Annotated in this window: 10 protein-coding genes and 1 tRNA gene; 5 read left to right on the top strand and 6 right to left on the bottom strand. The window is 36.7% G+C overall.

The genetic code is table 11. The features are described from left to right. Nucleotides 1–16 precede the first annotated feature (16 nt). Nucleotides 17–1,027 carry an ornithine carbamoyltransferase gene (gene argF, locus J3U66_RS07565; RefSeq protein WP_267348603.1) on the bottom strand — a complete coding sequence of 337 codons (1,011 nt, stop codon included), beginning with the start codon at nt 1,025–1,027 and terminating at the stop codon, nt 17–19. A gap of 267 nt (nt 1,028–1,294) precedes the next feature. Between argF and carA the strand changes: the two genes are divergently transcribed. From carA to J3U66_RS07550, 3 genes are read left to right on the top strand one after another with little or no spacing between them, the layout of a single operon-like run. After that, nucleotides 1,295–2,455: a glutamine-hydrolyzing carbamoyl-phosphate synthase small subunit gene (gene carA, locus J3U66_RS07560; RefSeq protein ID WP_267348601.1), complete on the top strand. Its 1,161-nt coding sequence runs from the start codon at nt 1,295–1,297 to the stop codon at nt 2,453–2,455. A 1-nt stretch (nt 2,456) separates the two neighbouring features. Beyond that, a complete protein-coding gene (carB, locus tag J3U66_RS07555; protein ID WP_267348599.1) occupies nt 2,457–5,672 on the top strand; it encodes a carbamoyl-phosphate synthase large subunit in 3,216 nt (1,071 codons plus the stop codon). A gap of 42 nt (nt 5,673–5,714) precedes the next feature. Continuing rightward, nucleotides 5,715–6,560: a fumarylacetoacetate hydrolase family protein gene (locus J3U66_RS07550; protein ID WP_267348597.1), complete on the top strand. Its 846-nt coding sequence runs from the start codon at nt 5,715–5,717 to the stop codon at nt 6,558–6,560. A gap of 36 nt (nt 6,561–6,596) precedes the next feature. Here the strand turns inward: J3U66_RS07550 and J3U66_RS07545 are convergent, their stop codons facing one another. Then, nucleotides 6,597–7,070: an NADAR family protein gene (locus tag J3U66_RS07545; RefSeq protein ID WP_267348595.1), complete on the bottom strand. Its 474-nt coding sequence runs from the start codon at nt 7,068–7,070 to the stop codon at nt 6,597–6,599. A gap of 149 nt (nt 7,071–7,219) precedes the next feature. After that, entirely contained in the window at nt 7,220–7,639 is a 420-nt protein-coding gene (locus tag J3U66_RS07540; RefSeq protein WP_267348593.1) for a GFA family protein, read from the bottom strand. Nucleotides 7,640–7,858: 219 nt separating this feature from the next. On the opposite strand from J3U66_RS07540, the gene J3U66_RS07535 reads away from it, so the two are divergent. Beyond that, nucleotides 7,859–7,935: transfer RNA gene (locus J3U66_RS07535), tRNA-Met, on the top strand. A 23-nt stretch (nt 7,936–7,958) separates the two neighbouring features. Here J3U66_RS07535 and metF read toward each other — a convergent pair. The 3 genes from metF to J3U66_RS07520 form a co-directional block, all read right to left on the bottom strand. Further along, a complete protein-coding gene (metF, locus tag J3U66_RS07530) occupies nt 7,959–8,834 on the bottom strand; it encodes a methylenetetrahydrofolate reductase [NAD(P)H] (protein ID WP_065633764.1) in 876 nt (291 codons plus the stop codon). A 110-nt stretch (nt 8,835–8,944) separates the two neighbouring features. Beyond that, nucleotides 8,945–11,218 carry a 5-methyltetrahydropteroyltriglutamate--homocysteine S-methyltransferase gene (gene metE / locus J3U66_RS07525; RefSeq protein WP_267334006.1) on the bottom strand — a complete coding sequence of 758 codons (2,274 nt, stop codon included), beginning with the start codon at nt 11,216–11,218 and terminating at the stop codon, nt 8,945–8,947. A 187-nt stretch (nt 11,219–11,405) separates the two neighbouring features. After that, nucleotides 11,406–11,957, bottom strand: a complete 552-nt coding sequence (locus tag J3U66_RS07520) for a YagU family protein (RefSeq protein ID WP_267344490.1) — start codon at nt 11,955–11,957, stop codon at nt 11,406–11,408. 407 nt (nt 11,958–12,364) lie between these two features. On the opposite strand from J3U66_RS07520, the gene J3U66_RS07515 reads away from it, so the two are divergent. Beyond that, entirely contained in the window at nt 12,365–13,717 is a 1,353-nt protein-coding gene (locus tag J3U66_RS07515; RefSeq protein WP_267334004.1) for an Nramp family divalent metal transporter, read from the top strand. Nucleotides 13,718–13,772: the final 55 nt, after the last annotated feature.

Raw genomic sequence — 13,772 nt, 5'->3', positions numbered from 1 at the left:
AGTCCAGATAGGTATATTATTCGTCTTTAATTAAGGTTGCAACCATGACAGCTTTAATGGTGTGTAGCCGGTTTTCGGCTTCATCAAAAACAATACTATGCTCGGATTCAAAGACTTCATCAGTCACTTCTAATCCATTTTTCAAACCATATTGGGCAGCCATCTGTTTTCCTACAGTCGTATTCATATCATGAAAAGCTGGTAGGCAATGCATAAATTTAACTTTAGGATTGCCGGTTAATTTGATCACATTTTGGTTGACTTGGTATGGAGTTAATAATTTTACTCGCTCATCCCATACTTCTTTCGGTTCACCCATAGATACCCAAACATCGGTATAGAGGAAATCAACATCTTTTACACCTTCGGCAACATCTTCTGTTAAGATAATTTTAGCACCAGTGGTTTTGGCTATCGCTTGGCATTTTTGCACCAGTTCAGCTTCAGGTTGGCAAGCTTTCGGCGCAACTAAGCGAATTTCCATTCCCATTAATGCCGCGCCTTCCATTAATGAGTTGCCCATATTATTACGCGCATCTCCCAAGTAAGCAAATTTAACACTATTTAAAGCTCGCTTTCCAATATGCTCTTGCATGGTCATAAAGTCAGCAAGGATTTGGGTCGGATGCGCTTCGGTAGTTAAACCATTCCAAACTGGCACACCAGCATATTTTGCTAAGGTTTCAACAATATCTTGCCCATAACCTCGATATTCAATACCGTCATACATTCGACCAAGCACTCGTGCAGTATCAGCAATCGACTCTTTATGACCAATTTGACTACCACTTGGCCCCAAATAAGTTACTTGTGCACCTTGATCGTAAGCACCAACTTCAAATGCACAGCGAGTACGAGTAGAGTCTTTTTCAAAAATTAAAACGATATTTTTACCTGATAAATGTTTTTTTTCCGCTCCTTGGTACTTAGCCTGTTTTAATTCAATAGCAAGATTAATTAATTGATTAATTTCTGCCGGTGTGAAATCGAGTAATCTTAAGAAATGGCGCTGATAAAACCCGTGCATGCAATACCCCTTTAGTTATCATGATTCAAATAATTTTATTTGAATAATTATTCACTTTCAAGCCAATTTTTCAAAAATCAATAACAAATACCAAAACCCAACTAAAATCTCAAAAATTAGACATTATTATTTAGTTATTTTTAATAATAATGCTTTTTTTATTTAAAATATTGTAATAAACTAGCCAAGTGCTGTATATGGAAAGATAAGCAAGATTGAATTTTTATTCAATTTAAATATATTTTTATTCAAAAGGTCTTTTTAATTATGCAAACTTATGCCCTCCTTATGTTACAAGATGGTTCAACATTTATTGGTAAATCAATCGGCGCTGACGGACAAACAGTTGGCGAAGTCGTTTTTAATACATCAATGACTGGCTATCAAGAAATCCTAACTGATCCCTCTTATTGCGAGCAAATCGTTACCTTAACTTATCCACACATTGGTAATGTCGGCACGAATGATGCCGATGCCGAATCTAATCAAGTTTATGCTAAAGGTTTAATCATTCGTGATTTACCCCTAATAACTAGCAATTACCGTAGTAAGCTTGATCTTTCAAGCTATTTAAAAAAGCATAATGTCATTGCTATTGCAGATATCGACACCCGTCGTTTAACTCGAATCTTGCGTGAAAAAGGTGCACAACATGGCGTAATCATAACAGCAACAAATAAACAAACCTTATTGGATAATGCTCAAGCAGCCAAGCAACAAGCAATAAATTTTAAAGGATTATCAGGGTTAGATTTAGCGAAAGAGGTGACCTGCGCTAAAAGCTATACATGGACACAAAGTGTATGGACAAGCGAGAATGAAAATCCTATGCCGAAAGCAGAGAACACACTACCTTTGCATGTTATTGCTTATGATTTTGGCGTAAAACGAAATATTTTACGTATGTTAGTTGAGCGTGGATGTAAATTAACAGTGGTACCCGCTAAAACACCCGCGGCTGAAGTATTAGCACTAAACCCAGATGGCATATTCCTATCAAATGGTCCTGGTGATCCCGCCCCCTGTACTTATGCTATAGATGCAATTAAGGCATTTTTAACCACCGATATTCCTATCTTTGGTATCTGCTTAGGCCATCAACTGTTAGCACTGGCGTGTGGTGCTAAAACCGTCAAAATGAAATTTGGGCATCATGGCGGTAATCATCCTGTCAAAGATTTAGAAAATAATCGCGTCATGATCACTGCGCAAAATCATGGTTTTGCTGTCGATGAAGCCAGTTTGCCAAGCAATTTACGCGCCACACATAAATCTTTATTTGATGATTCATTACAAGGTATTCATCACAATCAAAAACCGGCTTTTAGCTTTCAAGGCCATCCTGAAGCAAGCCCAGGCCCCCATGATGCCGCCCCACTTTTTGATCACTTTATTGAATTAATAAAAATTTATAAGCAGGAGCAATAATATGGCTAAGCGAACAGATATCAAATCGATTTTAATCATTGGCGCTGGCCCAATTGTTATTGGTCAAGCTTGTGAATTTGATTATTCAGGCGCCCAAGCCTGCAAAGCCCTACGTGAAGAAGGTTACCGCGTTATTTTAGTCAATTCCAATCCGGCAACCATTATGACAGATCCAGAGATGGCTGATGCCACCTATATAGAACCTATTCACTGGTCAACTGTTGCCAAAATCATCGAACAAGAAAGACCTGACGCTATTTTACCAACTATGGGCGGGCAAACGGCACTAAATTGCGCTTTAGCGCTTGAAAAGCAAGGTATTTTAAAACAATTTAATGTTGAAATGATCGGTGCCACCGCTGATGCTATCGATAAAGCAGAAGATCGTAAGCGCTTTGACCAAGCGATGAAAAAAATAGGACTTGATACAGCACGTTCAGGTATTGCGCACTCATTAAAAGAGGCTTATGCCGTACTTGAACAAGTTGGTTTTCCTTGCATTATTCGTCCTTCATTTACGATGGGTGGAACTGGCGGTGGTATTGCCTATAACACCGAAGAGTTTGAAGAGATTTGCGTTCGAGGATTGGATCTTTCTCCCACCAATGAACTATTGATTGATGAATCTTTGATAGGTTGGAAAGAGTATGAAATGGAAGTTGTTCGAGACAAAAATGATAACTGTATTATTGTTTGTTCGATCGAAAATTTTGATCCAATGGGCATCCATACGGGTGATTCTATTACCGTTGCTCCTGCTCAAACCTTGACCGATAAAGAATACCAAATCATGCGTAATGCCTCGATTGCGGTACTGCGTGAAATCGGTGTCGAAACCGGCGGTTCCAATGTACAATTTTCGGTCGATCCTAAAACAGGGCGACTCATTGTTATCGAAATGAACCCACGAGTATCACGCTCATCTGCACTAGCATCAAAAGCAACTGGCTTTCCTATTGCCAAAATCGCCGCTAAGTTAGCGGTTGGTTATACGCTTGATGAACTTTCCAATGACATTACTGGCGGTAAAACACCTGCATCATTTGAGCCATCTATCGATTATGTTGTGACAAAAATACCTCGCTTTAACTTCGAAAAATTTGCCGGATGTAATGACCGCTTAACCACCCAAATGAAATCAGTAGGTGAAGTGATGGCTATTGGTCGAACTTTTCAAGAATCATTACAAAAGGCACTACGAGGACTTGAAGTCGGTGCGTGTGGTTTTGATCCGAAAATTGAAAATTATGATGATGAAAAAAATCTCAGCAAAATACGGTATGAACTGCAAGAAGCGGGGGCTGAACGTATTTGGTATATCGCAGATGCTTTTCGAGCAGGCTTTAGTTTAGATGAGATCTTCACACTAACAAATATCGATCGCTGGTTTTTAGTGCAGATTGAAGAACTTATTCGCCTTGAAAACCAACTAAAATCACAATCATTAGCTAGCCTTAATTCAGAATCATTATGGCAACTTAAGCGTAAAGGTTTTTCAGATTTACGTATTGCTAACCTGTTGAATGTTAAAGAACAAGACGTTCGTGATCGACGAAACCAATACGATATTCATCCGGTTTATAAACGCGTTGATACTTGTGCCGCTGAGTTTGCAACCGACACCGCCTATCTTTACTCAACTTATGAGCAAGAGTGCGAAGCTAAGCCGCAATTTAGTCGTCCTAAAATCATGATATTAGGTGGTGGACCGAATCGAATTGGGCAAGGAATTGAGTTTGATTACTGTTGCGTACATGCAGCGCTGGCGCTACGTGAAGATGGCTATGAAACCATTATGGTGAATTGCAATCCCGAAACGGTATCAACCGATTATGATACTTCAGATCGACTCTATTTTGAGCCTGTCACGCTTGAAGATGTATTAGAAATTGTTTATGTTGAAAAACCAAATGGGGTTATTGTGCAGTATGGCGGACAGACACCTTTAAAATTGGCTCGTGCGCTTGAAGCGGCTAGCGTACCGATTATTGGTACCTCACCGGATTCGATCGATAAAGCGGAAGACCGAAAACGCTTTCAAGCTATTGTTGAAAAATTAACATTAAAACAGCCCGTTAATGCTACTGTTACCGATATTAAAGATGCGGTGATTAAGGCCGAACAGATTGGTTATCCCTTAGTGGTTCGGCCATCTTATGTTTTAGGTGGACGAGCAATGGAAATTGTCTATAACGAACAAGACCTACGGCGTTATTTTAAAACCGCGGTCAGTGAATCGAATAATGCACCGGTATTACTTGATCACTTCCTAGATGATGCCATTGAAGTTGATATTGATGTGATTGCCGACGGTGAACAAATTGTCATTGGTGGCATTATGGAACATATTGAACAAGCCGGCATTCACTCGGGGGATTCTGCTTGTTCATTACCAACGTATACTCTCAGTCCAGAAATTTTAGATAAATTACGCAAGCAAGCCAAACAATTAGCACAGGAACTTCATGTTAAAGGTTTGATGAACGGTCAATTTGCGATTAAAAATAATGATGTGTATCTGATCGAAATCAATCCTCGAGCCGCACGTACAGTACCATTTGTATCGAAAGCGACTGGTTTGCCCTTAGCAAAAATTGCAGCTAGAGTAATGACAGGACAATCACTTGCTGAACAACATATTACGAAAGAAATCATCCCGTCTTATTACTCAGTTAAAGAGGTGGTATTACCGTTTAATAAATTTAGCGGCGTTGACCCCATTTTAGGGCCTGAAATGCGATCCACTGGTGAAGTAATGGGAATTGGTAAAACCTTTGCCGAAGCCTTTGCTAAAGCACAGTTGGGTAGTTTATCGAATATGAAAAAATCGGGGAAAGCGCTCTTATCAGTTCGTGATCAAGATAAAACTCGCCTACTCCAAGTGGCTAAGCGACTTGTTGCCCATGGCTTTACAATTGATGCCACCACCGGCACAGCTAAAATATTGCAACAAGCCGGTATTGCTTGTCAAATCGTTAAAAAAGAGAACGAGGGTCGACCCAATATTCATGACCACATTAAAAATGGTGAATATAGTTATATTCTTAATACCACTTCGGGACGCGCAGCCATTGAAGCATCAAAAATCCTGCGTCGAAGTGCAATACAATATAAAGTACACTACGATACAACGATGAATGCAGCCTTTGCCACCACCGCTGCACTCGATTGCGATCCGGCAAAAACCGTTATACCATTACAAGCACTGTACCAATAAGTTTTGGGCAAAATCAGCCTGTAAAATGATAGGGAGAGTAATATGCGATTACTGCGTTATGGTTTGAAAGGAAATGAGAAACCAGCCATCTTAGATGATAAAGATCAACTACGCGATCTCAGTGCGGTAATTGCCGATATTGATGCACAAACATTAGCCGATAATGTGCTAACAAAAATTAGCCAAATGGATATTGATACGCTACCAATAGTTAATCGTCCTGAGCGTATTGCCCCTTGTGTTGGTAAAGTCGGTAAATTTATCTGTATTGGTTTGAACTATATCGATCATGCAAAAGAAACTGGCGCGCCAATTCCTAACGAACCAGTTATTTTCAATAAATGGACCAGTGCCATTAGTGGTGCTAATGATAATATTGTATTACCCCGAGGCTCAACCCATACCGATTGGGAAGTAGAACTAGGTATTGTCATAGGCAAAGAAGGCAAATATATTCAAGAGCAAGAGGCATTAACTTATATTGCTGGTTATTGCGTGGTGAATGATGTTTCTGAACGTGATTATCAAAAAAATCGTGGTGGAACTTGGGACAAAGGTAAAGGTTGCGATAGTTTTGGCCCTATTGGCCCTTGGCTAGTCACAGCCGACGAAATTAAAGATCCACAAAATCTTGAATTATGGTTAGAAGTCGATGGCAAGCGCTATCAACACAGTCATACCAGCAACATGATTTTTAATGTTAAACAGATCATAAGTTATGTCAGCCAGTTTATGAGTTTACAAGCCGGTGATATTATCTCAACCGGTACACCCGCTGGCGTTGGTCTTGGTATTAAACCTAAACAAATCTTTTTGAAAGCGGGACAAAAGGTTCGTTTAGGCATTGCCCAATTAGGTATTCAAGAGCATTTAGTTGTCAGTGAATAATTGTGTTTATTGCACGAGCTTAATACCAAAAAAACATTAAAGCTTTGATGCTTTTAATGCGTCCCTAACTTGCATTAAAACTTCACCCAATAAGTTTTGACCTCGCCATTTAGTCATATTAAAGCGCATCTCATCATCCATACTTAAACCTATTCCCCAAATTTTATCGTACGGACTTGCCTCTGCTAATACTTTACCTTTGGTCGATAATAAATAGGTTTTGAGCTCAGCATTTTGCGAAAACTTAGCAAAATTTCCTTTGAAAACTATCTCTTTTTTATGAATATTCCAAATATTATCATCAAAATTAGTTACCTTTTTACCCAAATTTTTCTGCATTTTGGCAGAAGACGTCGCTAAAATAGCATTAGCACAATCCAAATCTTGAAATAACATTGCCTTGGCATACATCATCCATTGTTCGGTACAGGTAAATTCAATATCATCAATAATAAAACGACAAGGATACCATTGTGACAAGTAATGATCTGGGCTAAAAAAGAAAATCATTTTCTTTTTTCCTACTGGTTTCATGTATTAACATCACTTTTTAAAAATAAGTTTATCGTCAAATTAACCAATAAAACCACACCATAATAATGCATTTTATTGGCTAATTATTGATGATCGATAATTACGTTAACAATTAACTATTTGTACTATTTATTAGCCGTAGCCATGGCTAAGATATCAGCCTCTGTCAATTTATGGGTAGGATTAGCAAACGCATAACAAGTTGGTTTTTTGTCAATAAATACTTCAGTAGTAAATTGTAGATCGTTAATATCTTCAAAAATCCACGTCGCAAGATAATAGTGTTGTGTATCTTTCATATGATAATAAAGGTGAGTACCACATACTTGACAAAATGCTCTTTCTGCCCATTGAGATGAATTATACACACTAATGTTTTCTTGCCCTTCAACCGCTATTTGTCCATCATACATTAATGTCATAAATGGCCCCGCACCCCATTTAAGGCAAGTATGACAATGACAAGCACTAAATTGGGTATTTTTAAAAGGTACCGTTAATTTAACCTTTCCACATAAACATGATCCATGATATTGATTAGACATAATTCATCCTATTATTTAATTAATCGTGCAAATATTCTAACAATAAAAACAGATAATAAATTAAAAATACAACTTATATTGTGAATAAATTTCAGATTACAGATGTATTTATGTAAAGAGATAGCCTATATTTACTTAATAATGTTTAAATATAGGACAGTTAAACCAAAAAGGTATTGCTTTATTATTTTATTACTATATTATAGCTCACCTCTTTGACGCGGGGTGGAGCAGCTTGGTAGCTCGTCGGGCTCATAACCCGAAGGTCGTTGGTTCAAATCCAGCCCCCGCAACCAATTTTCTGTCTAATCTATCTTTTCTAAGCCGATTTTGGCACTGCTAATAACGTTGATACCGCTTCACTGATTCTTCTAGCGATATAACTATTGTTCATTGTATATAAATGAATACCGTCAACATTTTGTGAAACTAAATCCACAATCTGATCGATAGCATAAGCAATACCAGCATCACGGAATGCATCAGGATGATGTTCATATTTCTCCATCATCTGTTTGAACTTCTTCGGTAGATTCACACCACACATTGAAACCATACGTTCAATTTGATTTTTATTCGTTACCGGCATAATGCCTGCTTCAATTGGTACGTTAATCCCCATATCACGCGCTTTATCTAAAAACGCATAGAAATAGTCATTATCAAAAAAGAGCTGTGAGATTAACTGATCGGTACCTGCATTCACCTTCTCTTTTAAATGAATCAGATCTTGTTTAAGGGTAGCAGCTTCAAGATGTCCCTCTGGATAGCATGCGCCAATAATATTAAAATCCCCATTTTCTTTAATGAACGATACTAATTCGCTGGCAAAACGAAAATCATTTTTGGGTTGTACATTCGGACTAATATCACCACGCAACGCTAAAACATTGTCAATACCTGCACATTTTAGCTCATGTAAAATTTTACTCATCTCAGCTTTATCAAAATTAATACCCGGTAAATGGGCAACACTTTCAATACCATAAGTGTGTTTAACTGAATGTGCAATATCAATGGTGGTTTGACCATTTAAACTACCGCCTGCTCCATATGTAACACTGATAAAATCAGGCTTAAAATAGCCAAGTTCACGTAATGTGCTATAGATAGTCTCTAATGGTGATGTTTTTTTGGGTGGAAAAACTTCAAAAGAGAACACCGTTTTTTTATTAAAAAGTAAATTTGTTTTCATCTGTTTCATCCATTCGTGTGACAACGATTGTCCTTACTGACATTTCCGCCACCAAAAAAGGTGGCGGAATCTGAGGTATAACCAAGAGACCTTACTTGGCAAACAGAGTATTAATTAAGTGTTTTTCGAACTTCTAAGGTTGCTTGAACTAAATGCTCTAAGCTTTCAACCACTTCTTTTTCGCCTCGAGTTTTTAAGCCACAATCTGGATTGATCCAAAGTTTTTGCTTGTCAATTTTTGCAAGTAATTTTTCAATGGTTGTTTTAATTTCAGCAACAGGCGGAACACGTGGTGAATGGATATCATAGACACCCGGCCCAACTTCTGTTTTAAAGTTATTAGCTTTAAGTACATCAATCAATTGTAGATTTGAGCGTGAAGCTTCAAACGAAATCACATCGGCATCCATTGCATCAATATCTTTAATAATATCTGCAAATTCGCTATAACACATATGGGTATGAATTTGTGTATCGGCTTGCACTTTGCTGTGTACTAATCTAAATGATGGAATTGCCCAATCAAGGTATTCACTGTTCCAATCCGCTTTACGTAATGGTAATTTTTCTTTAAGTGCGGCCTCATCAATTTGAATGATTTTAATACCAGCAGCTTCAAGATCTAATACTTCATCACCTATGGCTAACGCAATTTGGAATACTGATTCTTTTTGTGAAATATCTTCACGTGGGAATGACCAGTTAAGAATTGTCACAGGTCCTGTCAACATACCCTTAACAGGTTTATCAGTAAGACTTTGCGCATATTTTGAATATTCAACCGTAATCGGTTTAGAACGTGAAATATCACCCCAAACAATTGGTGGCTTAACACAACGAGTACCATAAGATTGAACCCATGCTTTTTCGGTAAAGACAAAGCCATTTAAGCTTTCACCAAAATACTCCACCATATCATTACGTTCAAATTCACCGTGAACTAATACATCAATACCAATTTTTTCTTGAAGCTTGATACATTCTGCAATTTTTTGCTTATTAAACTCAGTATATTCATTCAAACAAATTTCACCTTTTTTGAATTTTGCACGATTTACGCGCACATCGGGTGTTTGTGGAAAAGAACCAATAGTCGTAGTTGGCAATAGTGGTAAATTAAAGGCTTTCTTTTGTGCTGCCTCACGTACTGAAAATTCCGGTAAACGGGTAAAATCAGACGCTTTTAACGCAGCCACTTTTTCACGTACAGAATGATTTGCCCCTTCACGTTCACGGGTAAATAATGTTTGATTTGCTTTATAAGCTGCACTATTTTCAGGATTAGCTTCTTTAAATAATTGGCCTAACTCTGCAAGTTCTTGCAGTTTTTCTTGAGCAAAAGCAAAGTAAGCACGTTGTTGAATGGTTAGTTTGGTTTCATTCTGCAACGTATAAGGTACATGTAATAATGAGCATGAAGTATTAATAACGATGTTAGCCGCTTTTTGTTTAATCTTACCAAGTAAAGCTAACGTTTTTTGATAATTATTTTTCCAGATGTTTTTACCATTAACAACACCTGCAAATAACACTTTATTCGCTGGAAAACCATTAGCTTCAAGTAATGCTAGTGATTGTTTTCCTTCAACAAAATCAAGACCAATACCATCGAATGGCAGAGCAACTAACTCTTTATAACAATCACGTACGTCACCAAAATAGGTTTGTAGAACCACTTTAGTCGCACCTTTGACAGATAAGATTGCTTGATAAAGCTCAGTAAATAAAGCGATATCATCGTGATTAAGATCAGTGACTAAAATTGGCTCATCAATTTGAATCCACTCTGCACCTAATGCCGTAAATTTTTGAATAATATCTTGATAAGCTTTAATAATATCAGCTTTAAAGTCAGTGATTTTTTTATTACCTAAATATTGGGCCAATTTAAAAAAGGTTAATGGACCAACTACAACGGGTTTAGTTTGAATACCGAGCGCTTTTGCTTCTTGATACTCATCAAATGGTTTGTTGCCAGCTAATTTAATTTGCACTGAATCTTCAATTTCAGGCACTAAATAATGATAATTGGTATTGAACCATTTTTTCATTGCTAAAGCTCGCACATCGCCTTTGTCACCTTGATAGCCACGCGCCATCGCAAAATAGCGATCAAGCTCAGGCAAACCTAAATCTTGATAACGTTTTGGAATCACATTAAGTAAACAAGCGGTATCTAAAACCGCATCATAAAATGAAAAGTCATTAGATGATATATAAGCAATGTTTTGTGCACGTTGTTGTTTTAAGTGCTCTGCACGAAGCGCTTTTGCTTCGTTTAATAATTCAGCTTGGGTTTTATTACCTTTAAAATAAGCTTCAGTTGCAAACTTAAGTTCACGAAGTTTACCAACGCGAGGATAACCAATAACAGCAGTATTCATTTTTGTTTCCTTTTCATCTTAATCACATTTCTTTAGTGGTTAAAAAGATAACAAAAAAAATTGTTATTGAATAATTCTACTTTTTTATTGGTTAATATAGTTTTTAACTATAACAAATTTAATTTTAGCAAAAAAAATCCCGCTATTTAGCACAATAGCGGGATTGGTTTTTAATTACTTTATCTAATTACTTACGCCATTCACCACGAATTGGTCTTGAAAAATGAGCAAGTACGGCAATCATACAAATTTCAATTGATACGCCCCAATAGATGTGACCTAAAATTTCACTCCAAAGTTCATAACCATTTAAATTCCATAACCAACCCACCGTTCCTTCTGGATCATAAGCAGGATGACGAAAACCGAGTAATGGAATTAAAAATCCATGCATGGCAACGGTAATAATAATGCCGTAAAACGCACCATACCATAAACGAATATTATTCCAAAAATAAGCGATAAAAACATACACAAAGGCAAACGCAAAACTAAATAACCAATGGTAAAGTGTCACCGCTCCAGATACTATTGCAGTTTGATAGACATAATCGAGAGAGTGAGAGTTAATACCTAGCCAGCCAAGCCATGCATCAATATGTGCTGCTGGTGGTGAAATTTCGCCAGGAACGCGAGGCGGCATATTGACTTCAGAGCCCCATTTTACTAATGCACTAATAAACCCACCAATAAGTGTGGTCCAAATAATAATTTGCCGATTTGTTTTATTTCCAAACATTTAGATTAATTCCTAATATTATTGTTAATATGTTTTTAAATTATATTACACATTAATCCACGAAAAAATAAAATTTAGTTAGTTGGCAAACATTCTTCAACAAAAGAGAGAAATCTTATAAATCTGCATAAAATTAACCCACTAAAATTTAATGCAACTATTTGATAATTAATAAAATATAAATCAATCTTACAATAAGAGTGATAAGCATTTAAAAAATATATTAAAGGGATTATATTAGTTATTAATAAAAATTATTCGAATATAAAAATATGCATTGTGAGCTAAATCGAGTATTTATATACTATAGGTAACTGGCTTAATGGAATGAAAGGTTATTTTTATTTGATAATGATTCTCATTATCAATATAATAAAAACATACACTTTACTGTAGAGATCTTAGTTATGTTAAAAACGTCGACAATAAGCCTTGAAGAAATCAATAATACAGTCCAAATTCCGGATCCTCAGTCTGGTTTTTTTCGAAAACTCTGGGCTTTTTCAGGACCCGGCGCATTAGTTGCTGTCGGTTATATGGATCCGGGTAACTGGATCACCTCTATACAAGGAGGCGCCCTTTATAGTTATCTGTTACTGTCAGTTATATTAATATCGAGTTTAATTGCTATGCTTTTGCAAGCGATGTGCGTCAAAATAGGCATAGTCACTGGTATGGATCTTGCTCAAGCAACAAAATCGATGGTAGGCAAAAAATTTTCTTTTTGTTTATGGATATCAACTGAACTGGCGATTATCGCTACAGAAATAGCAGAAGTGATTGGTAGCGCTGTCGCATTAAACCTTTTATTTGATATCCCGCTATTGATCGGTGTGTTATTAACAGTCTTCGATGTTGTCATTTTATTAATATTAATACGGTTTGGATTTAGAAAAATAGAAGCTATCGTATTTTGCTTAATTGCCACTATATTTATTATTTTTTCTTACGAAGTTTTACGGGCCTCGCCTCAATTTAGTGACATAATTAATGGGTTTATTCCTAAAATAGATATTTTTACTCAATCCATTAAAGGCCATGACTCAGCATTAGTAATTGCACTAGGTATTGTTGGCGCAACGGTCATGCCACATAATTTATATCTACATTCATCTATTGTCCAAACCCGAAAATATAATAGAACAAAAACATCTAGCCTAAAAAATGCTATCAAATATGCAACTATTGACTCTAACATACAATTATCTTTTTCATTTATTATCAATTGTCTGTTATTAATTCTTGGCGCTTCGCTTTTTTATGGTAATGATCCTGACAATCTTGGTCGCTTTACTCAGCTTTATGACGCTTTAAAAAATCCGCAAATGGTTGGACCTGTCGCCAGTTCAATAATGGCAACATTATTTGCTGTTGCTTTACTTGCATCAGGTCAAAACGCCACAATAACAGGCACACTTACCGGACAAATAGTAATGGAGGGTTTTATTAATCTATCTATTCCTCTTTGGGCTCGTAGAATGATAAGCCGAGGTTTAGCGGTCGCCCCTGTTATTTTATGCATCTATATATGGGGTGAAAAAGAGAGCATTGTTGAAAATTTATTAATCTATACTCAAGTATTTCTCAGTATCGCCTTACCGATATCAATGGTTCCTTTATTGTTAGTCACTTCCAACAAAAAAATCATGGGCGAATTTGTTAATTGCAAATTAACTATCATATTAGGATGGTTAGCGGCTATTGCACTGGTTCTACTTAACCTACAGTTAATTTATGAAGTTATGAGTTCACTATTTTAAATAGATCACTTTAAAGCCATAAATAGACAACTATTCATGGCTTTTTATCTATTTT

This window comes from Gilliamella sp. B2969 (genome assembly GCF_026536195.1).
Taxonomy (GTDB): Bacteria; Pseudomonadota; Gammaproteobacteria; order Enterobacterales; family Orbaceae; genus Gilliamella.
The sequence above is the reverse complement of the archived record's forward strand: the minus strand, read 5'-3'. Positions and strand labels throughout refer to the sequence as shown.